Annotated in this window: 24 protein-coding genes; 15 read left to right on the plus strand and 9 right to left on the minus strand. The window is 53.8% G+C overall.

Translation table 11 applies throughout. The features are described from left to right. Positions 1 to 13 precede the first annotated feature (13 nt). Positions 14 to 1,948: a methyl-accepting chemotaxis protein gene (locus KUE00_RS15650; protein WP_246760828.1), complete on the minus strand. Its 1,935-nt coding sequence runs from the start codon at positions 1,946 to 1,948 to the stop codon at positions 14 to 16. 175 nt (positions 1,949 to 2,123) lie between these two features. Here KUE00_RS15650 and yjfP point away from each other — a divergent pair, with 175 nt between their 5' ends. Then, positions 2,124 to 2,873, plus strand: a complete 750-nt coding sequence (gene yjfP, locus KUE00_RS15655) for an esterase (RefSeq protein ID WP_246760829.1) — start codon at positions 2,124 to 2,126, stop codon at positions 2,871 to 2,873. Between the two features lie 24 nt (positions 2,874 to 2,897). Here the strand turns inward: yjfP and KUE00_RS15660 are convergent, their stop codons facing one another. Continuing rightward, a complete protein-coding gene (locus tag KUE00_RS15660; RefSeq protein ID WP_246760830.1) occupies positions 2,898 to 3,113 on the minus strand; it encodes a hypothetical protein in 216 nt (71 codons plus the stop codon). Positions 3,114 to 3,465: 352 nt separating this feature from the next. Here KUE00_RS15660 and rpsF point away from each other — a divergent pair, with 352 nt between their 5' ends. Genes rpsF through rplI form a run of 4 tightly spaced genes read left to right on the plus strand, consistent with a single transcriptional unit; the run spans position 3,466 to position 4,908 of the window. Then, a complete protein-coding gene (rpsF, locus tag KUE00_RS15665) occupies positions 3,466 to 3,861 on the plus strand; it encodes a 30S ribosomal protein S6 (protein WP_125290324.1) in 396 nt (131 codons plus the stop codon). 6 nt (positions 3,862 to 3,867) lie between these two features. Continuing rightward, positions 3,868 to 4,185 carry a primosomal replication protein N gene (gene priB / locus KUE00_RS15670; protein ID WP_125290423.1) on the plus strand — a complete coding sequence of 106 codons (318 nt, stop codon included), beginning with the start codon at positions 3,868 to 3,870 and terminating at the stop codon, positions 4,183 to 4,185. A gap of 4 nt (positions 4,186 to 4,189) precedes the next feature. Further along, positions 4,190 to 4,417, plus strand: coding sequence for a 30S ribosomal protein S18 (gene rpsR / locus KUE00_RS15675; RefSeq protein ID WP_000135199.1), 228 nt, complete (start codon positions 4,190 to 4,192; stop codon positions 4,415 to 4,417). A gap of 38 nt (positions 4,418 to 4,455) precedes the next feature. Next, the gene (gene rplI / locus KUE00_RS15680; RefSeq protein WP_246760831.1) at positions 4,456 to 4,908 is read left to right on the plus strand and encodes a 50S ribosomal protein L9; all 453 of its coding nucleotides are present in this window, start codon (positions 4,456 to 4,458) and stop codon (positions 4,906 to 4,908) included. A gap of 57 nt (positions 4,909 to 4,965) precedes the next feature. Here the strand turns inward: rplI and KUE00_RS15685 are convergent, their stop codons facing one another. Then, positions 4,966 to 5,496, minus strand: a complete 531-nt coding sequence (locus KUE00_RS15685; RefSeq protein WP_246760832.1) for a LysM-like peptidoglycan-binding domain-containing protein — start codon at positions 5,494 to 5,496, stop codon at positions 4,966 to 4,968. Positions 5,497 to 5,779: 283 nt separating this feature from the next. On the opposite strand from KUE00_RS15685, the gene bamJ reads away from it, so the two are divergent. Together bamJ and KUE00_RS15695 are read left to right on the plus strand one after the other, a co-directional pair. Further along, the gene (bamJ, locus tag KUE00_RS15690) at positions 5,780 to 6,400 is read left to right on the plus strand and encodes a BamJ family beta-barrel-assembly machinery protein (RefSeq protein WP_246760833.1); all 621 of its coding nucleotides are present in this window, start codon (positions 5,780 to 5,782) and stop codon (positions 6,398 to 6,400) included. Between the two features lie 346 nt (positions 6,401 to 6,746). Further along, complete coding sequence (locus KUE00_RS15695; protein WP_246760834.1) at positions 6,747 to 7,031, plus strand: hypothetical protein; 285 nt, start codon at positions 6,747 to 6,749, stop codon at positions 7,029 to 7,031. 210 nt (positions 7,032 to 7,241) lie between these two features. Here the strand turns inward: KUE00_RS15695 and KUE00_RS15700 are convergent, their stop codons facing one another. Then, on the minus strand, positions 7,242 to 9,182 hold the full coding sequence (locus KUE00_RS15700) for a bifunctional 2',3'-cyclic-nucleotide 2'-phosphodiesterase/3'-nucleotidase (protein WP_246760835.1): 1,941 nt from the start codon (positions 9,180 to 9,182) through the stop codon (positions 7,242 to 7,244). 335 nt (positions 9,183 to 9,517) lie between these two features. On the opposite strand from KUE00_RS15700, the gene cysQ reads away from it, so the two are divergent. After that, positions 9,518 to 10,258, plus strand: coding sequence for a 3'(2'),5'-bisphosphate nucleotidase CysQ (gene cysQ, locus KUE00_RS15705; RefSeq protein ID WP_246760836.1), 741 nt, complete (start codon positions 9,518 to 9,520; stop codon positions 10,256 to 10,258). Between the two features lie 40 nt (positions 10,259 to 10,298). Here the strand turns inward: cysQ and KUE00_RS15710 are convergent, their stop codons facing one another. After that, positions 10,299 to 10,850 (minus strand): YtfJ family protein, encoded by a 552-nt coding sequence (locus KUE00_RS15710; RefSeq protein ID WP_246761018.1) that lies wholly within the window; start codon positions 10,848 to 10,850, stop codon positions 10,299 to 10,301. 301 nt (positions 10,851 to 11,151) lie between these two features. Between KUE00_RS15710 and KUE00_RS15715 the strand changes: the two genes are divergently transcribed. Beyond that, positions 11,152 to 11,358, plus strand: a complete 207-nt coding sequence (locus tag KUE00_RS15715; protein WP_246760837.1) for a DUF1107 domain-containing protein — start codon at positions 11,152 to 11,154, stop codon at positions 11,356 to 11,358. Between the two features lie 68 nt (positions 11,359 to 11,426). Here KUE00_RS15715 and paeA read toward each other — a convergent pair whose 3' ends face one another. Then, on the minus strand, positions 11,427 to 12,755 hold the full coding sequence (gene paeA / locus KUE00_RS15720; protein ID WP_246760838.1) for a polyamine export protein PaeA: 1,329 nt from the start codon (positions 12,753 to 12,755) through the stop codon (positions 11,427 to 11,429). A gap of 500 nt (positions 12,756 to 13,255) precedes the next feature. On the opposite strand from paeA, the gene tamA reads away from it, so the two are divergent. The 4 genes from tamA to KUE00_RS15740 all read left to right on the plus strand — a co-directional run bounded on the left by tamA (position 13,256) and on the right by KUE00_RS15740 (position 19,710). Further along, entirely contained in the window at positions 13,256 to 14,995 is a 1,740-nt protein-coding gene (gene tamA / locus KUE00_RS15725; protein ID WP_414147612.1) for an autotransporter assembly complex protein TamA, read from the plus strand. Beyond that, positions 14,992 to 18,765 (plus strand): autotransporter assembly complex protein TamB, encoded by a 3,774-nt coding sequence (gene tamB, locus KUE00_RS15730; protein ID WP_246760839.1) that lies wholly within the window; start codon positions 14,992 to 14,994, stop codon positions 18,763 to 18,765. Before tamA ends, tamB begins: the two co-directional genes overlap by 4 nt. A gap of 2 nt (positions 18,766 to 18,767) precedes the next feature. Beyond that, positions 18,768 to 19,121 (plus strand): gamma-glutamylcyclotransferase family protein, encoded by a 354-nt coding sequence (locus KUE00_RS15735; RefSeq protein WP_246760840.1) that lies wholly within the window; start codon positions 18,768 to 18,770, stop codon positions 19,119 to 19,121. Positions 19,122 to 19,269: 148 nt separating this feature from the next. Continuing rightward, positions 19,270 to 19,710 (plus strand): DUF29 domain-containing protein, encoded by a 441-nt coding sequence (locus KUE00_RS15740; protein ID WP_246760841.1) that lies wholly within the window; start codon positions 19,270 to 19,272, stop codon positions 19,708 to 19,710. Between the two features lie 51 nt (positions 19,711 to 19,761). Here KUE00_RS15740 and ppa read toward each other — a convergent pair whose 3' ends face one another. Next, a complete protein-coding gene (gene ppa / locus KUE00_RS15745) occupies positions 19,762 to 20,289 on the minus strand; it encodes an inorganic diphosphatase (protein ID WP_147194572.1) in 528 nt (175 codons plus the stop codon). A 203-nt stretch (positions 20,290 to 20,492) separates the two neighbouring features. Then, a complete protein-coding gene (gene fbp / locus KUE00_RS15750) occupies positions 20,493 to 21,491 on the minus strand; it encodes a class 1 fructose-bisphosphatase (RefSeq protein WP_246760842.1) in 999 nt (332 codons plus the stop codon). A 169-nt stretch (positions 21,492 to 21,660) separates the two neighbouring features. Between fbp and mpl the strand changes: the two genes are divergently transcribed. After that, positions 21,661 to 23,016: a UDP-N-acetylmuramate:L-alanyl-gamma-D-glutamyl-meso-diaminopimelate ligase gene (gene mpl / locus KUE00_RS15755; RefSeq protein ID WP_246760843.1), complete on the plus strand. Its 1,356-nt coding sequence runs from the start codon at positions 21,661 to 21,663 to the stop codon at positions 23,014 to 23,016. A 39-nt stretch (positions 23,017 to 23,055) separates the two neighbouring features. Here mpl and yjgA read toward each other — a convergent pair whose 3' ends face one another. After that, entirely contained in the window at positions 23,056 to 23,601 is a 546-nt protein-coding gene (gene yjgA / locus KUE00_RS15760) for a ribosome biogenesis factor YjgA (protein ID WP_246760844.1), read from the minus strand. 162 nt (positions 23,602 to 23,763) lie between these two features. On the opposite strand from yjgA, the gene pmbA reads away from it, so the two are divergent. Then, a complete protein-coding gene (pmbA, locus tag KUE00_RS15765) occupies positions 23,764 to 25,104 on the plus strand; it encodes a metalloprotease PmbA (protein WP_246760845.1) in 1,341 nt (446 codons plus the stop codon). Positions 25,105 to 25,118 lie beyond the last annotated feature (14 nt).

Here is a 25,118-nt window from a genome sequence, read left to right on the forward strand (position 1 = left end):
CTATCCCGCTGTTTTATGATCTTACCTGGAAAACCTGCACCAGATCCGTCAGATGGTGCCCTTTGCGGCTCAGCTCGTGGGCGGTCAGTTCCGACGTGGCGACCAGCTCCGTGCTTTCATGCGTCGCCTGGCCAATCTGGTTCATGGCAATGTTAACCTGGCCGATCCCGGCGGACTGCTCTTTTGAGGCGACGTTGATTTCGCTCATCAGCACTTTCACCTGCTCAATCCGGCCAACGATATCTTCCATCGACTGACGCGTCTGTTCAGAGAGGTCATGCCCCTGAACAACTTTGCTCAGCGAGTTTTCAATCAGCCCATCAATCTCTTTGGCCGCCGTAGCGCTACGCTGCGCCAGCGCGCGAACTTCTGCAGCGACGACGGCAAAACCTTTACCATGTTCGCCCGCGCGTGCGGCTTCAACCGCCGCGTTAAGCGCCAGGATATTGGTCTGGAAAGCAATGGATTCAATCACGTGGGTGATATCGGCAATGCTTTGTGAGGCACTCTTGATATCGGTCATGGTCAGCACCGAACGCGATACCGTTTCGCCGCCTTTGCCCACCGCCGTGGCGGCTTCGCCTACCAGCGTCAGCGCCTGAGAAACGTTCGCGGCGTTTTGCGATACGGTGGCGCTCAGCTGCTCCATGCTGGCGGAGGTTTCTTCCACGCTGGCCGCCTGGCGAGTAATCTGCTCGCTAATATTTTCACTGCTGGAGGCGATAGCGTCGGTGCCGCTGCTGATCTCCTGAGCCGCTTCACGCACCTGGGAAACGATGCGGTTGAGGCCATCGCCGATACCGTTAATGGCCACGATAAGCTGGCCTACCTCGTCATGGCGTTTAGTCTCCAGCGTCGACTGCAGGTTACCGGCCGCATAGTGGCGAGCCAGATCGATGACCTGCTGTAGCGGCACGCTGACCCAGCGATGAGTCGTGGTTACAAAGCCCAGCGCAAACAGCGTTACTAACGCAGCGCCTAAAGTCAGAAACAGGTTACGGGTATGCTCAATCGGCGCCAGCAGGCTGGATTTGTTCACCTCGCCCAGAATCACCCAGTGCCAGTCCGGCAGATGATGCCAGGTCATAAACTGCGTTTCGCCGCTGGCGTCCTGAACCTGGATAGTGCCGGAAGCCTGATTCAACAGCTGCTGGCGGGTGGCTTCAGGCCACAGTGGCAGCTGGCCTTCGCGTTCCGTGTGGAACACATACTGGCCACGGTTTTTGCCTTCGGTATCGTTCAGCACGGAGAAATGCCCGCTGGCACCCAGCGTTTTCGACAGCACTTTTTCACGGATTAGCGCGTACTGTTTTGTAATGTCGACGCCGACAAACAGAATCGCGACGACCTGACCGCTGGCATCTTTCATCGGCTGATACTGCGTGATATAGCGCTTGCCGAACAGCATCGCTACGCCCTGGAAAATCTGGCCTTGCTGTGCCAGCTTCCAGGCCGGGCTGCTGCGATCCAGGCGCGTACCGATAGCACGGTCGCCATTTTCTTTGCGCAGCGAGGTAGAGACGCGCAGAAAGTCATCGCCCGTACGCACGAAAATGGTAGAAATCGCGCCGGTACGCGCCAGGAAATCGTCAACCAGCGTGGCGTCCAGGTTCAGCGTTTTCAGTCCCGCACGCAGCACCGGAGCCTGCTCTGTGCCAACGGTAATAAATTGACCTTGCTCGATAGAAAACTGCTTGGGTAAAAAGCTTTGAAACAGCTCGGTATAGTTGGCGACTTCTTCGCGCAGCGTGCTGTTAAACATGGTGGCCATATCGCCAATGCCGTCGACCTGGTTCTCCATATTCTCCAGGGTTAGCGCCTGCATTTGATTTGACGCGCTGTGGGTGAGCGCCAGCGTTAAGACTAAGAAAAGCGCGGCGACGCTGAGAGAAGTGATCACCGACAGCTTAACGCCAAGGCTCCAGCGGCCAAAAGCGAAGTTTTTCATAAGATAACCTGTTAGATAAGGGGAGGGCTTATAACGGTTAACGGCCAGCATAAGAAAATATTTAGTGACGAATTCCGCACGCAGGTCAAAGAGATGAGCCATAAACTCAAATAACAGCATTATTGGCTGGCTATTTGTTTTTATAACCTGTAGCGCAACGCCTTAAGGAGGAATGATGATTGAAGTCAGTACAGAAATTTTTGCCAATATTGAGTGCCTGCACGCGACGCCAGCCGGAAAAAGGGATGAGCCTTTACCGACCATTCTTTTTTATCACGGCTTTACCTCCTCAAAAGAGGTTTATAGCTATTTTGGCGTGGCGCTGGCGCAGGCAGGCTTTCGGGTGATTTTACCCGATGCCGCTCTGCACGGTTCGCGTTATAACGGCGATACGGAAACCCGGCTGAGCGCTTTCTGGGACATTTTGAAAAGCAATATTGATGAATTGCCGCTGCTGGAGGCCGCGCTGCGCCAGCAGAATTTAGTGGCATCCGGCCGTCTTGCCGTGGCGGGCGCGTCGATGGGCGGCATGACGGCGCTGGGCGCAATGGCTCGCTATTCGCATTTAGCCAGCGTCGCCTGCCTGATGGGGTCCGGCTACTTTATGTCGCTTTCCCATACGCTTTTTCCACCGCTGGTCGTTACCACGCCCGAACAGAAAAAAACGTTTGCAGCCAGAATGGCCGCGCTGGCGGAATATGACGTCAGTCAGCAGCTGGAAAAGCTGGCCGACAGGCCTTTATTGGTCTGGCATGGCGAAGCGGACGAGGTCGTGCCTGCGGCAGAAAGTGTCCGGCTGGAAAAAGCGCTGAGAGAAGCGAAGCTCGACGCCAGACTGACGTTTTTAACGGAGAAAGGCATCGGGCATCGCATTACGCCACCGGCACTTGAGGCGGTCGCGGCGTTTTTTCAACATCATCTCTAGTCTTTCGATTACGGTTTATCTGCTTTACAGCTGCTGCGCCAGTCTCTGGGCGGCAGTGGTGGCTACAGAAGGCTTCTCAACCGACTGGCCGGTGGGTGATTCGATACGATTAATATAAACGTAGCTGTTCGCCGCTTTGCTGGTATGGCTTTTCATCTGCTGCACGCAGCCAGGGTTGCTGGCAAGGGCGGGAGTGGAAAGTACGAGTCCGAGTAAGGTAGCGATTGCGATGGTTTTCATGGTTCAACTCCACAATCAGGTCATCAATCTGACGCCGGGCGTCAGGGTCTTGTCACAACTTTTCAATTGTAGCGCCATTCGGCATAAAGTGTATTAGTAATTCTTGCTTTTTACCGTCACGCTTGTTTGCGTAAATGTTGTACTAACGTGAGGGTTTTTTTCACTGCCGATGCCTGAGGTCAGCCAGGCTGACAAATAATTTACCTCCACGCGCGACTTTACCTTGAGTTTCCCCCCCGCCGTCAGTATGATTACGCGTCAATTTTTCAGCCGCACACAAACACGTTCCTTGCTTCCATGGGCCGCGGTTGACCCTGACAGGAGGCTGAATAATCCGTAAGGAGCAAATTCGATGCGTCATTACGAAATCGTTTTTATGGTTCATCCTGACCAAAGCGAACAGGTTCCTGGCATGATCGAACGTTACTCTGCCACCATCACTGGTGCAGAAGGTACGATCCACCGCCTGGAAGACTGGGGCCGTCGTCAGCTGGCTTATCCGATCAACAAACTGCACAAAGCTCACTACGTTCTGCTGAACGTTGAAGCACCGCAGGAAGCGATCGATGAGCTGGAAACTAACTTCCGCTTCAACGACGCCGTTATCCGCAGCATGGTTATGCGCGTTAAGCACGCGGTAACTGAAGCTTCTCCGATGGTTAAAGCGAAAGACGAGCGCCGTGAGCGTCGTGAAGATTTTGCTAACGAAACCTCTGATGAAGCAGATGCTGGGGATTCTGAAGAGTAATTGACCGTGGAGGCTAATCGACTGACGCTGTCTGGCACCGTGTGCAAGACGCCGATGCGTAAGGTAAGCCCCTCAGGTATTCCACACTGCCAGTTCGTGCTTGAGCACCGATCGATGCAGGTGGAGGCCGGTTTTACCCGGCAGGCCTGGTGTCGGATGCCGGTGATTATCAGCGGCAAAGCCCATCAGGCCATTACTCAAAGTATAACGGTCGGCACGCCGGTTACCGTTTCAGGCTTCATTAGCAGCCATCAAGGGCGCAATGGACTGAACAAAACGGTACTGCATGCCGAGCAGATTGAATTGATAGATTCTGGAGACTAGCCAAATGGCACGTTATTTCCGTCGTCGCAAGTTCTGCCGTTTCACCGCGGAAGGCGTTCAAGAGATCGATTATAAAGATATCGCAACGCTGAAAAACTACATTACTGAAAGCGGTAAGATTGTACCAAGCCGTATCACTGGTACTCGCGCTAAATACCAGCGTCAGCTGGCTCGTGCTATCAAGCGCGCGCGTTACCTGTCTCTGCTGCCGTATACCGATCGTCATCAGTAACGGCTGTTGTCAATTAACGACTTTAAGAGGATAAGGTAATGCAAGTTATTCTGCTTGATAAAGTAGCAAACCTGGGCAGCCTGGGCGATCAGGTAAACGTTAAAGCGGGCTACGCTCGTAACTTCCTGGTACCACAGGGCAAAGCTGTTCCTGCTACCAAGAAAAACGTTGAGTTCTTCGAAACGCGTCGTGCAGAGCTGGAAGCCAAACTGGCTGACGTTCTGTCCGCTGCTAACGCTCGCGCTGAGAAAATCAACGCACTGGGCACCGTTACCATCGCGTCTAAAGCAGGCGACGAAGGTAAACTGTTCGGTTCCATCGGTACTCGCGACATCGCTGACGCTGTAACTGCAGCTGGCGTTGAAGTGGCCAAGAGCGAAGTTCGCCTGCCGAACGGCGTTCTGCGCACCACCGGTGAGCACGAAGTGGACTTCCAGGTTCACAGCGAAGTATTCGCTAAAGTAACTGTAAACGTGGTAGCTGAAGCTTAATCGCTTCGCGACTGCCTGAAAACGCCGGCCCTGTGCCGGCGTTTTTGTTTTTGCAGATTACTGGACCCGCAGAAAAGAGCCATCCGGCTGACGAGTAAACAGAATTTCCCCTCCCTCTGTCGTAACGGCCAGACCGGTGACAACACCGTGCGAGTTCTGGCGGATACGTACCGCCTGACCAGCCTGTAAGTTACTCAGTGGCTTATCGTTTCCTTCCACGCGTGCCATCGCGAACACATCATTCACCGGCAGATTTTGGTCGCGGAACAGCTGCGCCAGCGTTTGCCCGGCTGCAATCTGGTAGTTAAGCCACGCGCCCTGCGAATCTCCTTTTACCGGCGCTGCCTTGTTGGCAGGCTCAAGTTCGGCCTGCAGCGGCACATCCGTCGTCGTTCGCTCCACGTTGGCCGGCTGCGGCGACTGCTGTGGTGAAGGCGACGGCCAGAGAAAGGCCAGTAAAACCAGCGCCCCGGCAATGATAATGCCACGACGATGGAAGGGCGGTAGCGGATCCATCCAGCGTGCTGAGTCAGCCAGCTGCCAGAGCTGGTGCCAGCGCGATGGTGAAGTCGCTTTGGATTTGGACATGGCATCGTCCTCCTTGCGCGATCCTCGCGCGAATGAAAAATACCGCTTAAAAAAAGCCGAAAGCGGCCGGCGTTTCCTTCGTCTGCGGGCAATATGGCCCATGTTGACCTCTACTGAAATATAGCTGATAGCGCGCGTTCCGTCCGGCCTGTATGCCATTAATGGAACAGCGATATTGTTTCCTTTTCACGCCGAAATGTCACCTGAAGAAGATGGTGTTTTACCCTCGTAGCCTGCGCTGTTATGCTTCGTCCTCAGTTTTATTACTCGTAAAGGAAAATCCATGACTACCCCTTCTTTAGACAGCGTAGAAGCGCAAGCAAGTTACGGTATCGGTTTACAGGTTGGCCAGCAGCTGCTGGAGTCTGGTCTGCAAGGTTTGCAGCCAGAAGCATTGCTGGCGGGCCTGCGTGATGCGCTGGAAGGGAATTCCCCGGCCGTGCCTGTAGACGTGGTACACCGCGCGCTGCGTGAAGTGCATGAGCGTGCTGACGGCGTTCGTCGCGAGCGTCAGCAGGCGATGGCTGCGGAAGGCCAGAAATTTCTGGAAGAGAACGGCCAGCGCGAAGGCGTGAACAGCACCGAATCTGGCCTGCAGTTCAGCGTTATCAAGCAGGGCGATGGCGCTATCCCGTCTCGTCAGGACCGCGTACGCGTTCACTATACTGGCAAACTGATTGACGGCAGCGTTTTCGACAGCTCCGTTGCGCGCGGCGAACCGGCAGAATTCCCGGTAAGCGGCGTGATCCCTGGCTGGATTGAAGCGCTGACGCTGATGCCGGTAGGCTCCAAATGGCAGCTGGTGATCCCACAAAACCTGGCCTACGGCGAGCGCGGTGCGGGCGCTTCTATTCCGCCATTCAGCACGCTGGTATTTGAAGTAGAGCTGTTAGAAATTTTATAATTTTGTATTATAGGGTTAACTAATCTCAATTGATTGGTTAAAAGTAGTGGCAACGCACTAACACTGTGTTGTCACCGCTATTTATAATGGCCGTACTTAAATAGAAATATCAAAATAGATTAATTTAATAATTATCTTTAAAGCGAGAAATTTATATTCATTCCTTTCTGTAATTAATTCACCTGTTTAATTTTCATGGTTGACTTATTTTAAAATATGCCCTAACCTCCCTTCCGTGGCTTAAGTCACGCTCTTTATGGACTAATGAAGAGTTATATAAGTCAATTAAATCCTATGAATGATATAGCGTTTAATTAGATCTTTTATCAATTACAAGGAGTTTATCATGCGTGAATTAAAAACCTCAGAAGTAGAAGCCGTTTCAGGTGCAGGTATTATTGCCGATATGTCCGCTGGCATTGGCAATGCCATTGGTAATGTTGTTGATTCAGCCGCAGCTTTATTCGGTAAAACAACGACTTTTGCCAGCATCTCTGCGCAAATGGGCAAAGGTATCGGGCAATTTTTTGAGTTGAACTTCAGCGATGCGATGGACAATCTCCATACCAGTGTTTCTGATATGGTTGGCGCGATTACCTCGTTTTTTTCCAGCTCTGACACTAAGCTCTAATTTATAAATCACAGTAAAAATATTTAAGCTGACGTTTTGCATGGCTTCTTTATTGAACAATGCAGATAAAACGTAAAAATAAGCTTATCAGGCGCTTTAAACGATATAAACAAAGATAGCAATGCGGCTTGTGCCGTATGAGAACTATATTCCAGCGCCTTTAAACTATGTAGGTAAGCCAGCATGTTAAATGCTGGCTTTTTTTACTGCTTATTGATGCAGGTTAATCTGGTAAATAGCGAAACCAATATCGTCACTTCCGGTTTTTTTCAGCGGATAATCCGCTCGTTCTTTTATAAAGTTTTCTGCTTTTTCCGAAGGCGACGTTTCAAACCTGATATCCAGAGGAGTCTGGCCGTGAATTTTTGCCAGCCGCCAGTTTTTATCAGCCTGCGGATTAACTTCGCCAAACTTTTTCGTTTGGGATTCGATATAGGCGGCGACAATAGCGCGGTTTTCATCCGGGGCAGCAAAAGCCACATGCTTTTCTCCCGTCCCGGCGAATTTACCGCTGTAGGCCCGATAGTTATTGGTTGCTACCAGAAAAACAGCGTCTTCAGCAATCGGCTTTGCTTGCCACGTCAGATCGCGGATACGCGAAGCGTTGGCGTTAATCAGCTGGCATTCAGCGTCGTAGCGCGCAGGCTGTGTAACGTCAATCTGATAGTTAACGCCATCAATCACGTCAAAATTATAAGTGCGGAAATCCCAGTTAATCAGCGACTGCGGCTTAGCGCTGGCCGGATCTATCTGGTTGTACTGCCCGGCCGAGCACTCCAGCCACTCTTTAACTTCTTTACCGCTAACCTTCATGGCCACCAGCGTATTAGGATAAAGGTAGAGATCCGCTGCGTTACGGAACGTCAGCTGGCCTTTTTCAACTTCCACATAGCTGGCAGGATCGTTCTTACGGCCGCCCGCTTTAAAAGGCGCGGCAGCGGACAGCACGGGCAGCCGCGCCAGATCCGGATCGCCCTGAATAAAGCGCTCCACGTAATCCCGCTGGGCGTTATTGACTATCTGCACCGTCGGGTCGTCCTGAACCAGTGATAAATAGCTGTACATCACGTCAGCCGATTTGCCGATGGGTTTACTGACAAAATCGCGCGTGGCTTTGTGGTCCGGCTCCATGACCTTCAGTATCGCGCTGTCTTCGGCCGCCAGTGATTTTTTGGCGGCCGTATCGTAAATCGGACGCGCCTGCGCCGTGGCGTCGACAACCTGCCAGCGCCCTGAATCATTATTTAACACCAGATCGACTACGCCAAGATGGTCGCCCCACATACCCGGCATCACCGCAGGAATGCCGTTCAGCGTTCCTTTGGCAATATCAGCGCCTTTGATGGCGGCAAAATCCTTGCCTGGGAAAACTGCGTGAGCGTGACCAAACAGGATAGCGTCTATCCCCGCCACCTGGCTCAGGTAGTAAACGGAGTTTTCCGCCATGGCGTGCCAGGGTTCGCTGGAAAGGCCAGAATGCGGGATGGCCACAATCAGATCGGCACCCTGTTTACGCATTTCCGGCACCCATTTGCGTGCGGTTTCGGTAATATCTTCCACGGTAACCTTGCCGCTAAGATTTTTTTTATCCCACGTCAGGATCTGCGGTGGCACAAAACCGATATAGCCAACCTTGAGCTGGTGCGTTTTTCCTTCCCGGTCGGTTACTTCCACGGCCTTTATCAGGAAAGGTGTAAACATCGGTTTTCCCGTATGGGTATCAATGATATTCGCGTTGATATAGGGAAACCTGGCGCCGCTAATGGCTTTATGCAGATAGTCCAGGCCGTAGTTGAATTCGTGGTTGCCCAGGTTACCCACGGTGTAATCCAGCGTATTCATCGCCTTGTAAACCGGATGAACCTCACCCTGCTGCAATCCTTTAGCGGCGGCGTAATCGCCAAGCGGGCTGCCCTGAATGATGTCGCCATTATCAACCAGCACGCTGTTGGCCACCTCACCGCGAGCCGCTTTAATCAGCGTCGCCGTGCGCACCAGGCCAAATTTTTCGGTGGCGCTGTCTTTGTAATAGTCATAGTCCATCATATTGCTGTGTAGATCGGTCGTTTCCAACAGACGGAAATCCAGCGTGGCGGCATGCAGAACGCTGCTTACCAGCAGAGCGCCCAGCGTCACAATGTGTTTGCTCATCTCTTCTCCTTGATTGGGTGTATTCAGTCCATAACGTCGCAAAGTTTCATAAAACTAATACCTTCTGTCTCACAGATATGTGACCAGCGACAAATATTTTTCTCTTATAGTGACGATATGCCGCTGATGGCGAAGCCTTCAGGACGACGAGCGGCCAGATTTAGTGGAAAAACAGCAGCTCCTGCGGCATAAAATAAATTATGCTATTGATAATTAAGCCCTGACGGATTGCGGTTAGGTCAGCCTGCGGCACCAGGCTAAGATCATACTGAGTACTGGCGTAAAGACGTGCAGCGATCGACCGCCGACGGCCAACGCTAATAAAGAGGTGAAAAATGTTAAACCCTATATGTCAGCTGGCACGCGATGCGGGTGCCGCTATTATGCAGATCTACAATAGCCAGACGCCGCTGGACATCGAAAAGAAATCGGATGACTCTCCGGTAACCGCTGCGGATATTGCCGCACACAAAATTATTCTGCAGGGGCTTGGTGAACTGACGCCGGACATTCCGGTTCTGTCGGAAGAGGATCCGCCAGGCTGGGAAATTCGCCAGCACTGGCAGCGCTACTGGCTGGTTGATCCGCTGGACGGCACCAAAGAGTTCATCAAGCGTAACGGTGAGTTTACCGTTAACATCGCGCTCATTGAAAACGGCAAGCCGGTGCTGGGCGTGGTTTATGCGCCGGTGATGGACGTGATGTACTCTGCCGCTGAAGGTAAGGCGTGGAAAGAAGAGGGCGGGGTGAAAAATCAGATCCACGTGCGCGAAGCTCGTCCGCCGCTGGTCGTAGTAAGCCGTTCTCACAGCGATACCGAGCTGGAAGACTATCTGAACCAGCTGGGCGAGCACCAGACCATTGCTATTGGCTCTTCGCTGAAGTTTTGCCTGGTGGCCGAAGGCAAAGCGCAGCTCTATCCGCGTTTTGGGCCAACTAACATCTGGGATACTGGCGCAGGCCATGCGGTGGCGATTGCGGCTGGCGCACACGTACACGACTGGCAGGGTAAAACGCTCGACTATGCCCCGCGCGAAGCTTTTCTGAATCCTGGCTTTCGCGTGTCGATCTTCTAGCCGCTTTTAGTGGAGGCGAGTTTGCCTCCACGGCAAAAAACTAACGCAGCAGCGTACGTACCAGCTCAATAACCTGCGGTATTTCCTGCTGCGTCAGCGCCCCATCTTTGACAAAACGCACTCGCCCCGTTTTATCCAGCACGATAATAGCCGACCCTTCATCCTCTAACTGCCACGCTTTTTTAGCGATGCCGTTGCTGTCGATAATAAATTGCGACCACGGATACTGTTTTTTGCCGGTACGGATACTGTTGCGTACAAACATGCTGGTGCCGGGAATCGCATCATCGGTATTAATCAGCGTGGTGGTTTGATAACGGTCGCGAGGAAAGTGGGCGGCGGTAATCGCCTCGATCAGCGCCGCGTTCTTTTCTTTAGCCGAGGCGCGGCCAGCGATGTGTTGAACAATCCTGACCTTCCCGGGCAGCGCCGCGCTGTTCCAGTTCTGGTAACTAAATTCATCCTGCTGATAGCGCAGTTCGCCCCTGTCGGCTATACCTACGGGCGGCACGCGCTGTCCGGTAACCAGATTATGGGCGCTGGCGAGCAGCGGGAAGAGGATAAACAGCGTTAGCAGAAGACGAACAAACATAATTTTAATGCCGGAATGAGTAGTCATGTTCCTGCAATAATAAACGTGGATGATGCGTCTGTCGCCGGGATACAACATCTTTGCAACACAACGCACAATTCCGACATGCTTGAAGGTTTATACTGCCTCAACGCCACAAGCTGACAGAGCCTACTGTCATGATGTGTAAAAACAGTAAAAAAAGTCAGCTTTCGGAATATTGGAAGTGAAACCTGGTCTATAGTGTACCCACTTTGTGCTGCAAAGATTCGTACCGAGCCTGGACACGACACAGCACGTATTATCTTTCAGGAGTAGTAACATGAAGATTTTCCAGCGATATAATCCGCTGCAGGTAGCTAAATACGTCAAAACCCTGTTTCGAGGCAGAATTTATATTAAAGACGTAGGCGCATTTGAATTTGATAAGGGCAAAATCCTGATCCCACGCATTAAAGATAAGCAGCACTACAGCGTGATGTCAGAAGTGAACCGTCAGGTTCTGCGGCTGCAGACCGAGTTCAACTAACGCCAGTGAGACAGCCGCAAGGCTGGAAGGCATAAGAAGAAGGCGCGATATTCGCGCCTTTTCTGTTTTTATTCTTCGACTATTTTGCTCAGCACCGCCGTCGCGCTGGTGCGGGCCTCATCAATTCGCGTCACCAGTAGCTGATCGATACGGTAGCTGTCGATATCCACCACCTCAAACTTGTAGCCGTGAAACTTCACGAAGTCGGTGCGCTTAGGGATTTTTCTCAGCATATACATCATAAAGCCGCCGATGGTTTCGTAGTTGCCGGACTGCGGGAATTCATCAATATCCAGCACGCGCATCACGTCATCAATTGGCGTACCGCCTTCGACCAGCCAGGAGTTTTCGTCGCGCGCGACAATCTGCTCTTCCATGCCCTGACCGACCAGATCGCCCATCAGCGTGGTCATCACGTCGTTCAGCGTGATAATCCCTACTACCAGCGCATATTCGTTCATGATCACCGCAAAGTCTTCCCCGGCGGTTTTAAAGCTTTCCAGCGCTTCCGAAAGCGTCAGCGTATCCGGCACGATAAGCGCTGAACGGATCTGCACGCCGCTGTTGAGCGCCATACTTTGGTTGCCCAGCACGCGCAGCAGCAGCTCTTTGGAATCCACGTAGCCGACAATGTGATCGATATCATCATTACAGACCAGAAACTTGGAATGAGGATGGTTAGCGATTTTTTCCTTCAGGCTGGCTTCTTCTTCGTGCAGGTTAAACCACACCACGTTTTCACGCGAGGTCATGGAGGAGGGCACGGTGCGCGATTCCAGCTCAAACACGTTTTCGATCAGCTCATGTTCCTGCTTGCGCAGTACGCCAGCCAGCGCGCCCGCTTCTACGACTGCATAAATGTCATCGGAGGTAATATCGTCTTTGCGCACCAGCGGAATTTTAAACAGGCGGAAAATGATATTGGCGCCACCGTTAAAGAACCAGACCAGCGGGCGAAAGATAAACAGGCACAGCCGCATTGGATTAATAATTTTTAGCGCAATAACTTCCGGCGCAATCATCCCCAGCCGCTTGGGAAAAAGGTCGGCGAAAAGGATAAACAGGCTGGTTACCAGCGTAAAGGAAGCGATAAAGCTGAGCTGTTCTGCCAGCTCCGGGCTGGCAACGCGATCGAAAAGCGTACGGAAAACCGGTGAAAAGGCAGAGTCGCCCACAATACCGCCAAGGATAGCCACGGCGTTAAGGCCAATCTGCACCACGGTAAAAAACATGCCGGGCGTTTCCTGCATCTTCAATACCCGTTGGGCGTTGATATTGCCGTCGTCCGCCAGCAGCTTGAGTTTAATTTTGCGTGAAGCCGCCAGAGAGATTTCTGAAAGAGAAAAAAACGAGCTGATCGCAATCAGCATTAAGATGACAAGCAAGCTGTCTAACATAGAACATCCGTTAAGTGGCCGGGTCAGTCGCTTTTGCTAAAAAGGCGCTGAAGCAGGCCTTGAGTTGAATACCTGTCATTTTTGGCCTGGGCAGCGCGTAGCGCACATCCTGTACTATTGAATAACGCTATCCGTGCCAAAAATGTCTGCACCACTGGAAGGGCAGAATTACGTTATCGGGCCGCAGCGCGGCCTTCGCAGTGGATTATAACCGTGGTGAGGATTGCTTACAATTGCGGCGCTGTAAGAGGTACCGCAGGTTAAGGGGGGTAAGATTTATCCGAGTATACGGCCAATCCCGCTCGCGACAGGCCATTCCTTCACGATCCCCGGTTGTAACCTGGCGATTCTTTGCACACAATAACGCAAAATTTGGCTTTTCGAAGAAAAAGAGCCTCTGAGCCCGCAAAATATTGCCATGCTTAAGCGGGCCATTTCACCCTTTATTTAGCGGTTGTGCCCATCTGGAATCTGGGCTGGCAACAAAATCAGGAGTTAGCGTGCCACGAATTCATGTCTATTGCATGTTATGTCTGATCGCTGCCGCACCCGTCGCTCAGGCGGCTACGGTGCGCTTGCAGGTCACTGGCTTATCCGGGGAATTACAAAAAAACGTGCGTGCCAGGCTGTCGACTATCTCCAGCGAGGAGATCTCTGCCGATGGCCGCTTTCGCGCGCGCGTAAGCGAAGCGATAAAAGAGGGACTCAAGGCGCTGGGCTACTACGAGCCGGAGATTGAGTTTGAGCTGCAGCCGCCGCCTGCGGGCGGAAAACGTCCGGTCCTGCTGACTAAAGTCACGCCGGGCCAGCCGGTCAAGCTCGCGGGCGAAACGGTCATTATTCGTGGCGAAGCCCGCACTGACGAAGATTACCAGCAGTTGCTCAGCAAAGGGAAAGGCAAAATTGGCGGCGTGCTTAACCACAGCGACTATGACAGCTTTAAAAGCTCGTTAGGCAACCTGGCGTTGCGTAAAGGCTACTTCGACGGCGACTACCGCAAAAGCCAGCTGGGCGTCTCCGTCGCGCGGCACCAAGCCTTTTGGGACATCGATTATGACAGCGGCCAGCGCTATCGCTTTGGCGATGTAAGCTTTGAAGGATCGCAAATCCGCGAAGAGTATCTGCAAAACCTGGTGCCGTTTAAAAAAGGTGATTACTACAACTCGCGCGATCTGGCCGAGCTGAACCGTCGCCTTTCCGCTACCGGCTGGTTTAACTCCGTAGTCGTTGCTCCGCAGTTTGATAAGGGCCGTAAAGACAAAATTTTACCGCTGCACGGCGTAGTCAGTCCGCGCACTGAAAACACCATTGAAACCGGTGTGGGTTATTCCACAGACGTCGGGCCAAGAGTCAAAGCCACCTGGAAAAGGCCGTGGGTTAACTCTTACGGCCATAGCTTTACTACCAGCGCGAATATTTCCGCGCCGGAGCAGCAGCTTGATTTCAGCTATAAAATTCCGCTACTAAAAAATCCGGTAGAGCAGTATTACCTGCTGCAGGGCGGCCTGAAGAGAACGGATCTGAACGATACCAAATCTGATTCGACTACGCTGGCCGCCTCGCGCTACTGGGAATCGTCTACGGGCTGGCAGCGCGCCGTTAACCTGCACTGGAGCCTGGATCACTTTACCCAGGGCAACGTGACCAATACCACCATGCTGATTTACCCCGGCGTCAGCGTCAATCGTACGCGTTCGCGCGGCGGCCTGATGCCGACATGGGGCGATTCTCAGCGCTACTCGCTGGACGTTTCCGATACCACCTGGGGCTCGGACATCGACTTTGCTGTTGTCCAGGCGCAGAACGTCTGGATACGCACGCTGGCGGACAAGCATCGCTTTGTTTTTCGCGGCAACCTTGGCTGGATAGAAACCAGCGATTTCGACCGCGTGCCGCCTGATTTACGCTTCTTCGCGGGGGGCGATCGCAGCATTCGCGGCTACAAATATAAAGGCATTTCGCCGCGCGATGACGATGGCAAGCTGACCGGTGCTTCTAAACTGGCTACGGGCTCGGTGGAATACCAGTACAACGTCACCGGCAAATGGTGGGGCGCGGTCTTTATCGATTCCGGGGAAGCGGTCAACGACATCGCCCAAAGCAATTTTAAAACCGGTGCGGGTTTTGGCGTGCGCTGGCAGTCGCCGGTTGGGCCGATCAAGCTGGATATCGCCCGGCCCATTGGCGATAGCGAAAATCGAAATCTACAGTTCTATATCGGTTTGGGGCCTGAACTATGAAGCTCTGGAAAAAGGTCCTTATTGGCATCCTGATTTTCCTGGCCGTGCTGCTCGGCAGCGTGGCATTTTTAATTGGTACGACGACCGGCCTGCATCTGGTACTGAAAGGCGCGACGCGCTGGGTGCCGGGGCTGGCTATCAAACAGGTCAACGGCGGCTGGCGAGATCTGCGGCTGACGGGCGTGCAGTATGAGATGCCGGGCGTGACGGTCAACGCCGGTGAATTTCATCTGGCGCTCAATCTGGGCTGCCTGAAGCACAGCGCCTTCTGCGTTAACGATCTGGCACTGCGGGACGTTAGCGTGGTGGTGGACAGTAAAAAGATGGCGCCCGCGGCACCGGATACCAAAGAAGACGATGCTTCTTCTGGCGATCTCAGCACGCCTTATCCCATTAGTTTGCGTCATCTGACGCTGCATAACGTTACGGTCAAAGTAGATGACACAGCGATCTCGCTGGCGGATTTCACTTCTGGTCTGGGCTGGCAGCAGCGTGCGTTAACCTTAACGCCGACCCACATTCAGGGATTGCTGATTGCGCTACCGAAGGCGGCTAAAGTCGCTGATGAACAAATCGTCCAGCCAAAGGTGCAGCAGCCAAAAACGCAGGAGCCGCCGCTGGGCGAAACGCTGAAAGCGATGTTTGCTAAACCGCTGTTACCGGCTCTGCCCGACTTTAAAATGCCGCTGGATGTGAATATCCAGCAGATCCTTGGCGAACAGCTGCGCATTACTGGCGATACCGATATCGCCATCACGCGGCTGCTGGTTAAAGCGCAAACTCAGGCGCGGCTGCTGCATCTTGAGACGCTGGATGTGGATTCGCCACAGGGACAGCTCAATGCCAGCGGGCAGGCGCAGCTCGCCGATAACTGGCCGGTTAATTTTAACCTCACCAGCTCGCTGAATATCGATCCGCTGAAGGGCGAAAAGATCAAAATGACCGTCGGCGGCGGCCTGCGTGAGCAGCTGGATCTGGCGCTGAATCTTTCCGGTCCGGTACGCATGCAGCTTGATGCCCACACAAAGCTGGCGGAAGCTGGCCTGCCTCTGGCAATGACGCTGCAAAGCTCGCAGCTGCGCTGGCCGCTAAGCGGCGAAACGCAGTATCAGGCGGATAATCTGAACTTCAGCTTTAAAGGCAAGGCGACGGACTATGTGATGTCGCTGAAAACCGCGCTGCGCGGCCAGTCGATTCCGCCAGCCACGCTGACGCTGGACGGCAAAGGCAACGTGGAGCAGTTCTCGCTGGATAAGCTACGGCTGGCGGCGCTGGAAGGCACCACCGAGCTCACCGCGCTGGTGGACTGGAGCAAAGCAATCAGCTGGCGCAGCGAGCTTCAGCTCACCGGCATCAATACCGCGCGGCAATATCCGGACTGGCCAGCGAAGCTGGACGGTAAAATCACCACGCGCGGCAGCCTGTATGGCGGTAGCTGGCAAATGCGCGTGCCGGAGCTGAAGCTGCGCGGCAACGTAAAACAGAATGCGGTCAGCGCCGACGGCTCGCTTTACGGCAATAGCTATAACCAGTGGGATATTCCCGGCATCAGGCTGGTACTGGGCCGTAATAATATTGACCTGAAAGGCTCGCTGGGCGACAAGCTGGCGCTGGATGCCAATATCGATGCGCAGCATCTGGATAACGCGCTGCCGGGCCTCGGCGGCGTAGCCAAAGGCACAGTTAAAGCGCGTGGAGATTTGAAAGCGCCTCAGCTGCTGGCCGACTTAACCGCGACTGGTCTGCGCTGGCAGGCGATGAGTATCGCTCGCGTGGCGTTGCAGGGCGACGTCAAATCAGCCGAACAGGTTCAGGGTAAGGTGTCGCTACGTGTTGATGGCGTGAAGCAGGATGCACTGACAATTAACCGTCTGGATCTGGACGCCAGCGGTGATGAAAAAGCGCATCAGCTGAAGCTGACGGTTAACGGCAAACCGGTTTCCGGTCAGCTACAGCTGAACGGCAGCTTCGATCGTAGCCAGCAGCGCTGGCGCGGCACGCTCAATAACACGCACTTTGACACGCCGGTAGGAGAATGGCGCTTAACGCGCGCTATCGCGCTCGACTACCTTAACAGCAGCCAGACGGTTTCAGTGGGGCCACACTGTTGGCAAAACCCCAATGCCGAGCTGTGCGTACCGCAAACTATCGAAGCTGGCCCGGCTGGCCATGCGAAGGTCACGCTGAACCGTTTCGATCTGGCGATGATTAAACCTTTCCTGGGCGATGATACGCAGCTCAGTGGCGTATTCAGCGGCGATGCCGATGTCAGCTGGACGGCGGATGGCGGCTTACCGCAGGGTCGCGTCTCGCTGAAAGGCAACGGCGTGAAGGTGGCGCAGAATGTCGATGGCAATACGCTGCCGATAGCTTTCGACACGCTAAACCTGAATGCCGCGCTGCGTAACGGCCGCGCGCAGCTCGACTGGTTAATCCGCATTGCGAAAAACGGCCAGCTGGATGGCAACGTGCAGATTACCGATCCGCAGGTTAAACGCGGTCTTTCCGGCAACGTTAATATCAAAAATATCGATCTGGCGCTGATCAATCCGGCGCTGATGAAGGGTGAAAAGGCCGCTGGCATGTTAAACAGCGCGCTACGCCTGGGCGGTAGCCTGCAAAAACCGCAGATTTTCGGCCAGCTCGGCCTGAGAAACGTCGATATTAACGGCAGCTTTATGCCGGTTGACCTGACGGGCGCGAACGTCAATATGGTCTTTAACGGCATGAGTTCTACGCTGGAAGGGCTGATTCAGACTTCTCACGGGCAGCTGGCGCTAAACGGCAACGCCGACTGGGCGCAGCTGAACGCCTGGCGAGCGCGTATCGCCGCGAAGGGTAGCAAGATCCGCGTCACCGTACCGCCGATGGTGCGTATGGATGTTTCGCCAGATCTGGAGTTCGAGGCCACGCCGGAGGCGTTTAACCTCAATGGTCGCGTTGATATTCCATGGGCGCGCGTTATCGTGCAGGAAGTTCCGGAAAGCGCGGTGGGCGTCTCTTCTGACGAAGTCATGCTGGATGAAAACCTGAAGCCGATTGCGCCGAAAAGCACGTCGATCCCAATTAACAGTAATCTGGTGATCCACGTTGGCGACGACGTACGGCTCAGCGCCTTTGGTCTGAAAGCCAAACTGAATGGCGATCTTAAGCTGGCGCAGGATAAGCGCGGGCTGGGACTGAATGGACAGATCAATATCCCTTCAGGCCGCTTCCACGCCTATGGTCAGGACCTGATTGTGCGCAAAGGCGAGCTGCAGTTCTCCGGCCCGGCGGACCAGCCTTATCTTAATATCGAGGCGATCCGTAATCCGGAAGCGACGGAAGATGACGTCACTGTTGGTGTGCGCGTGACCGGTCTGGCGGATGAGCCTAAGGCAGAGGTCTTCTCCGATCCGGCCATGTCGCAGCAGGAAGCGCTCTCTTATCTGCTGCGCGGGCAGGGTTTAGATGCCACCGGCAGCGACAGTAGCGCATTAACCTCGGCACTTGTGGGATTAGGGCTTGCACAAAGTGGGCAGGTTGTGGGTAAAATCGGGGAGACTTTCGGCGTAAGTAATCTCGCGCTGGATACGGCAGGCGTTGGCGACAGCCAGCAGGTTCAGGTCAGCGGCTACGTGCTGCCGGGTCTACAGGTAAAATACGGTGTCGGCATATTTGATTCACTGGCGACGTTAACTCTACGTTATCGCCTGATGCCCAAACTCTATTTGGAAGCGGTGTCTGGTGTTGACCAGGCCCTCGATGTGCTTTATCAGTTTGAGTTCTAGCAATGCGAATAATTGTCTACGGCAGCCTGAGACGAAAGCAAGGCAACAGTCACTGGATGACCAACGGGCAGTGGCTGGGCGATCACCAAATCGACGGCTATGAGCTATACAATCTGGGCCTCTATCCCGGCGTCATTGCGGGTAGCGGCCAGGTTTACTGTGAAGTTTACCGGGTGGACGCCTCTACGCTGGGCGAGCTTGATGCGCTCAGAACCAAAGGCGGCGAGTATAAACGTGAGCTGATGCCAACGCCTTACGGCAGCGCCTGGCTCTACGTTTATCAACGTTCGGTAAAAGGAAAGCAACGTATAACCAGCGGAGACTGGCTACGGCGGGACGACCAGGATCCGGCTTAACCCATAAATAAAAACACCGCTCACTGAGCGGTGTTTTTTTATCTGTCCGCTGCGGCGTGCTGCGCAAAAATGAAGCGTTATTTTGACGGCATTTTCAAACTCTGACAGACTTCTTGTCATCAATATTGATTCTTTAGCAGAGAAAACCATGGCTTCTCAATATGAAAGTGATTTTTATGGCTGGACGCTGGAACAGGCGGGGTTACTGCAAACGGGTAACCTGGATCAGCTGGACACAAGGAACCTGCTTGAGGAAATCAGAAGCATGGGCAACAGTGAACGCCGCGAACTGGAATCGCGCCTTGAGGTGTTATTTATGCATCTGCTGAAATGGCAATATCAGCCTGCTTATCGGGGACGCAGCTGGCAGCTGGCAATCGCGGAACAGCGCAGAAAAATAGTCCGTCGGCTGGCGCGCAATCCCAGTCTGAAAAGTGAATTAGCAGATTTGACGGCGGATGTTTGGGGGGATGCGCTACTTTCTGCCGCAAGGGAAACGGGGGCAGAAGCCAGCGATTTTCCACAGAAGCTGCCGTGGAGCTGGGAACAGCTTATGGACAATGCTTTTTTTCCAGATAGTCATAAATAAAAACACCGCTCATCGAGCGGTGTTTTTTTATCTGTCCGAAAGCGCGGAAGCTTACTTCTTAGCGCGTTCGAAAGAGGCAACGATTTCAGCTTTCGCCGCTTCAGCGTTGTCCCAGCCTTCCACTTTAACCCATTTGCCTTTTTCCAGCGCTTTATACTGCTCGAAGAAGTGGGTGATCTGCGCGCGCAGCAGTTCTGGCAGGTCGTTCACATCTTTAATGTGATCGTACTCTTTAGTCAGCTTGGTGTGCGGAACCGCCACCAGCTTGGCATCTTCACCAGACTCATCGGTCATTTTCAGCACGCCAACCGGACGGCAGCGAATAACCGAACCCGGCTGCAGTGGGTATGGCGTCGGCACCAGCACGTCTACCGGATCTCCATCCAGAGACAGGGTGTGGTTGATGTAGCCGTAGTTGCACGGGTAAAACATGGCGGTAGACATGAAACGGTCTACAAACAGCGTGCCGGAGTCTTTATCTACTTCATATTTGATCGGATCGGCATTGGCCGGAATTTCGATCACAACGTAGATATCTTCTGGCAGATCTTTACCCGCTGGAACCTGGTTTAAACTCATGGTGAATTCCTTTAATCGTCTTAAATCAAGTGACGCTCATTATAGCCAACTGGATATAAAAGTATTCCCCCTTTTTGGGCTTTCGGAATGCTCCAGTATGGCGTGCGTATGCGCTGCTTATGGCGATAAAACCCGGTAGAAAAAGCGGGTTTTAAGCCATAAAAAAGGGCGATGCTGAGATCGCCCTTAACCGAAATTTTGTCTTAAGCGTCCGGGTATTCGCGCAGGAAACGTTCGGTGTCGTCGACCATATCGGTGTTGCCGACAAAGAACGGCGAGCGCTGGTGCAGCGTTTCCGGCACCAGGTCCAGAATACGGTTTTTACCGTCGCTGGCTTTACCGCCGGCCTGCTCGGCCAGGAACGCCATCGGGTTGCACTCATACAGCAGGCGCAGCTTGCCTTGTGGATGGCTGGCGGTGCTTGGGTAGAGATAGATACCGCCCTTCAACAGGTTGCGATGGAAATCCGCCACCAGAGAGCCGATATAGCGCGAGGTATAAGGACGACGGGTAAGCTTGTCTTCTTCCTGGCAGAATTTCAGGTACTTCTTCACGCCCTGAGGGAAACGGATGTAGTTTCCTTCGTTAATGGAATAGGTATAACCCTTTTCCGGGAACGCCATTTTTTCTGCGCTGAGGCAGAACACGCCCAGCGAAGGATCGTAGGTAAAGGCGTGGACGCCACAGCCGGTAGTGTAAACCAGCATGGTGGAAGAGCCGTAAACCACGTAGCCCGCAGCGACCTGCTGGCTGCCCGGCTGCAGGAAATCTTCTTCCGTTACGCGCGTGCCCGGCGGCGTGATGCGACGGTAGATAGAGAAGATGGTGCCTACGGAAACGTTTACGTCAATGTTTGAAGAGCCGTCCAGCGGATCCATCAGCACCACGTACTTGCCGTTTTCCACGCCTTCGAAAATGACGATTTCGTCTTCTTCTTCAGAGGCGATACCGGCAACGATGCCGCGCGCCTTCAGTGCGGCCTTCAGTTTCTCGTTGGCAAACAGATCGAGTTTCATCTGCTGTTCGCCCTGAACGTTTTCTACGCCGCTGGCGCCCAGAATATCGACCAGGCCCGCTTTGTTAATGTCGCGGTGAATGATTTTTGCGCCCAGCTTGATAGCTGAAATCAGCGCCGTCAGCTCACCTGTGGCGTGAGGAAAGTCGTGTTGCTTCTCGACGATAAATTCGCCTAACGTTTTCATAACACAATCCCTGAATCTGCGGTTGAACAGCAGCCTGTGAAACAAACTGCCAACGTATGTCGAGGCAGTTTAGCTGAATGAGGGGTAAAGAACATAGGGCAAATTCCGTTTCTTCCGCACGATGAGGACGCTACACTGTGCACCGACCCTTTCAGTAAACGGACCTTTTATGCGTATTCACATCCTCGGTATCTGCGGCACTTTCATGGGCGGTCTGGCAATGCTGGCCCGATCGCTGGGCCATGAAGTGACCGGTTCTGATGCCAACGTTTATCCGCCGATGAGCACGCTTTTAGAAAAGCAAGGTATTGATTTAATTCAGGGATACGATGCATCCCAGCTCGATCCGGCGCCCGATTTAGTGATTATCGGCAACGCGATGACCCGCGGTAACGCCTGTGTCGAAGCGGTGCTGGAACGTAATATTCCTTACCTTTCCGGGCCGCAGTGGCTGCACGATTTTGTGCTGCGTGACCGCTGGGTAATTGCGGTTGCCGGAACGCACGGAAAAACCACGACGGCAGGCATGACAGCATGGATCCTGCAGGCCTGCGGGCTGGAACCGGGCTTTGTTATCGGCGGCGTGCCGGGGAACTTCGACGTATCGGCAACTTTAGGAAAAAGCCCATTCTTCGTAATTGAAGCGGACGAATATGACTGCGCCTTCTTCGATAAACGTTCCAAATTTGTGCACTACTGCCCGCGTACGCTGATCCTCAATAACCTGGAATTCGATCACGCGGATATTTTTGACGATCTGCGCGCCATTCAGCGTCAGTTCCACCATCTGGTACGTATCGTACCGGGCCAGGGCCGCATTATCCTGCCGGAACATGACAGCAATCTGAAACAGGTTATCGCGATGGGCTGCTGGAGCGAGCAGGAAAGTACCGGGGAAGCCGGACGCTGGCAGGCGAAAAAGCTCACGCCGGACGCATCGCACTGGGAAGTCTGGCTGGACGGCGAGCGCGTAGCGGAAGTGAACTGGTCGCTGGTGGGCGAACACAACATGCATAACGGCATGATGGCTATCGCCGCCGCGCGCCATGTTGGCGTCAGGCCAGAAGATGCAGGACGAGCGCTGGATGACTTTATTAACGCGCGTCGTCGTCTGGAACTGCGTGGCGAGGCCAACGGCATCAAGGTTTACGACGATTTCGCCCATCATCCTACCGCTATTCTGGCAACCATGACGGCGCTGCGCAGCAAAGTGGGGGGCAGAGCGCGTATCCTGGCGGTACTGGAGCCGCGTTCCAACACCATGAAAATGGGCGTGAGCAAGGACGATCTGGCCCCGGCGCTGGGAAGAGCGGACGAAGTCTTTTTGCTACAGCCGCACCATATTCCCTGGCAGGTAGCGGAAGTTGCGGAAGCCTGCGTGCAGCCAGCACACTGGAGCGCAGATGTGGATACGCTGGTAGAGATGATTGCGAAAACCGCGCAGCCGGGCGACTACATTCTGGTAATGAGCAACGGCGGCTTTGGCGGCATTCACCAGAAACTGTTGGACAGGCTGGCTAAGTAACTCTGCGGGGCGCTGCGGGCATATCAACCCGCAGCGTTGTCAGGAGGCTTCGGCCAGTTCGCGCAGATACTGGAAAATCTGGCGGGCAGATTTCGGCGGCTTATTGGCCGCTTTTTCTTTTTGCGCATTGCGGATCATCGAACGCAGCTGCTGGCGGTCGGCATCCGGATAAAGCTGTAGCACGTCGGCCATCGCGTCATCGCCTTCGGCAATCAGACGATCGCGCAGCATTTCCAGCTTGTGGAACAGCGCAACCTGCTGGTTGTGACGGTTCTTCAGCTTGTCCAGCGCCTGGCGGATCGGGTCTTCATCACGCGAACGCAGCATTTTACCAATCAGCTGCAGCTGACGGCGGCGTCCTTCCTTTTTAATTTTCTGCGCCAGCTCAATGGCGGCACGAAGATCCTCGTCCAGCGGGATTTTATCCAGCGAATTGCTGCTCAGATCCACCAGCTCGGCACCCAGGCGCTTTAGCTCCTCGGCGTCACGTTTGATTTCACTTTTACTGACCCAGATAATCTCATCGTCATCTTCTTCGTTGCTATCTGGTACTTCATCGAGCCAGTCGTCAGGCTGCTTGGTCATGGGAGGCTCCCTAAAAAAGAGGCTAATGCTATCAGGAAACTCAGGCTACTGCGAAATTGTTCTCTGAGTCTGTTAGACTCAGGTAAACCTCAACCCCTGAAGAGTCCGGAAATCTGGTGATTTACACCCAGAAAAACCCTCTGTTAATTATATGGTAGGTCAATGAAATTACTCTCCCAAGTTGCAGAACAGCGTAAAACCCTCGAACAGGCGGTAGCGACAGCACTCGAACTGGCCAAAGCCAGCACCGATGGGGCGGAAGTTGCCGTGACCAGAACCACAGGTATCAGCGTAAGCACCCGCTACGGCGAGGTAGAGAACGTTGAATTTAACAGCGATGGCGCGCTGGGCATCACCGTTTATCATCAGAACCGTAAAGGTAGCGCCTCGTCCACCGATCTCAGTCCGGATGCGATTGCGCGCACCGTGCAGGCCGCTGTCGACATTGCTCGCTATACCTCAGCCGATCCTTTCGCTGGCGTAGCGGATCGTGAGCTGCTGGCGTTTGACGCACCGGATCTGGATCTTTTCCATCCTTCCGATCTCGATCCGGATAAAGCGATTGAAATAGCGGCCCGCGCCGAACAGGCCGCGCTGGCAGCCGACGAGCGCATTACCAATACCGAAGGCGGCAGCTTTAACAGCCATATCGGCATGAAGGTATTTGGCAACAGCCACGGTATGATCCAGGGCTACTCTTCCAGCCGCCACTCTGTTTCGGCCAGCGTGATTGCCGAAGCCGGCGGCGACATGGAGCGCGACTATGCCTACACCATTGGCCGCGCGATGGAAGATTTAAAGTCGCCGGAATGGGTAGGTGAAGAGTGTGCACGCCGCACGCTGTCGCGCCTTTCGCCACGCAAGCTTTCCACGATGAAGGCACCGGTTATTTTCGCTGCTGAAGTGGCGACCGGACTGTTTGGCCATCTGGTCGGTGCCATCAGCGGCGGCAGCGTTTACCGTAAATCTACCTTCCTGCTTGATGCGATGGGCCAGCAGATCCTGCCTGAATGGCTGACGATTCAGGAACAGCCGCATCTGCTTAAAGGGCTGGCGTCGACGCCGTTTGACAGTGAAGGCGTACGGACCGAGAAACGCGACATCATTAAGGACGGCGTGCTGCAAACCTGGCTGCTGACCAGCTACTCAGCGCGCAAGCTGGGCTTGAAAAGCACCGGCCACGCGGGCGGCATCCATAACTGGCGTATTAACGGCCAGGGCGACAGCTTTGAGCAGCTGCTGAAAAAGATGGGCACGGGCCTGGTGGTGACTGAACTGATGGGGCAGGGCGTCAGCGGCATCACCGGTGACTATTCACGCGGCGCGGCGGGTTTCTGGGTTGAAAACGGCGTGATCCAGTATCCGGTCAGTGAAATTACTATCGCAGGCAACCTGAAAGATATGTGGCGCAACATGGTCACCATCGGCAGCGATATCGAAACCTGCAGTAATATTCAGTGTGGTTCCGTTCTGATCCCGGAAATGAAAATCGCCGGTCAGTAACGCAATAAAGAAGA

This window comes from Erwinia phyllosphaerae (assembly GCF_019132875.1).
GTDB lineage: Bacteria > Pseudomonadota > Gammaproteobacteria > Enterobacterales > Enterobacteriaceae > Erwinia > Erwinia phyllosphaerae.

Excerpts from the sequence above, each read along its gene's own strand:
- KUE00_RS15650 (WP_246760828.1), bottom strand. The coding sequence starts at position 1,948 with ATGAAAAACTTCGCTTTTGGCCGCTGGAGCCTTGGCGTTAAGCTGTCG.
- yjfP (WP_246760829.1), top strand. The coding sequence starts at position 2,124 with ATGATTGAAGTCAGTACAGAAATTTTTGCCAATATTGAGTGCCTGCAC.
- KUE00_RS15660 (WP_246760830.1), bottom strand. The coding sequence starts at position 3,113 with ATGAAAACCATCGCAATCGCTACCTTACTCGGACTCGTACTTTCCACT.
- rpsF (WP_125290324.1), top strand. The coding sequence starts at position 3,466 with ATGCGTCATTACGAAATCGTTTTTATGGTTCATCCTGACCAAAGCGAA.
- rpsR (WP_000135199.1), top strand. The coding sequence starts at position 4,190 with ATGGCACGTTATTTCCGTCGTCGCAAGTTCTGCCGTTTCACCGCGGAA.
- rplI (WP_246760831.1), top strand. The coding sequence starts at position 4,456 with ATGCAAGTTATTCTGCTTGATAAAGTAGCAAACCTGGGCAGCCTGGGC.
- KUE00_RS15685 (WP_246760832.1), bottom strand. The coding sequence starts at position 5,496 with ATGTCCAAATCCAAAGCGACTTCACCATCGCGCTGGCACCAGCTCTGG.
- bamJ (WP_246760833.1), top strand. The coding sequence starts at position 5,780 with ATGACTACCCCTTCTTTAGACAGCGTAGAAGCGCAAGCAAGTTACGGT.
- KUE00_RS15695 (WP_246760834.1), top strand. The coding sequence starts at position 6,747 with ATGCGTGAATTAAAAACCTCAGAAGTAGAAGCCGTTTCAGGTGCAGGT.
- KUE00_RS15700 (WP_246760835.1), bottom strand. The coding sequence starts at position 9,182 with ATGAGCAAACACATTGTGACGCTGGGCGCTCTGCTGGTAAGCAGCGTT.
- cysQ (WP_246760836.1), top strand. The coding sequence starts at position 9,518 with ATGTTAAACCCTATATGTCAGCTGGCACGCGATGCGGGTGCCGCTATT.
- KUE00_RS15710 (WP_246761018.1), bottom strand. The coding sequence starts at position 10,850 with ATGTTTGTTCGTCTTCTGCTAACGCTGTTTATCCTCTTCCCGCTGCTC.
- KUE00_RS15715 (WP_246760837.1), top strand. The coding sequence starts at position 11,152 with ATGAAGATTTTCCAGCGATATAATCCGCTGCAGGTAGCTAAATACGTC.
- paeA (WP_246760838.1), bottom strand. The coding sequence starts at position 12,755 with ATGTTAGACAGCTTGCTTGTCATCTTAATGCTGATTGCGATCAGCTCG.
- tamB (WP_246760839.1), top strand. The coding sequence starts at position 14,992 with ATGAAGCTCTGGAAAAAGGTCCTTATTGGCATCCTGATTTTCCTGGCC.
- KUE00_RS15735 (WP_246760840.1), top strand. The coding sequence starts at position 18,768 with ATGCGAATAATTGTCTACGGCAGCCTGAGACGAAAGCAAGGCAACAGT.
- KUE00_RS15740 (WP_246760841.1), top strand. The coding sequence starts at position 19,270 with ATGGCTTCTCAATATGAAAGTGATTTTTATGGCTGGACGCTGGAACAG.
- ppa (WP_147194572.1), bottom strand. The coding sequence starts at position 20,289 with ATGAGTTTAAACCAGGTTCCAGCGGGTAAAGATCTGCCAGAAGATATC.
- fbp (WP_246760842.1), bottom strand. The coding sequence starts at position 21,491 with ATGAAAACGTTAGGCGAATTTATCGTCGAGAAGCAACACGACTTTCCT.
- mpl (WP_246760843.1), top strand. The coding sequence starts at position 21,661 with ATGCGTATTCACATCCTCGGTATCTGCGGCACTTTCATGGGCGGTCTG.
- yjgA (WP_246760844.1), bottom strand. The coding sequence starts at position 23,601 with ATGACCAAGCAGCCTGACGACTGGCTCGATGAAGTACCAGATAGCAAC.
- pmbA (WP_246760845.1), top strand. The coding sequence starts at position 23,764 with ATGAAATTACTCTCCCAAGTTGCAGAACAGCGTAAAACCCTCGAACAG.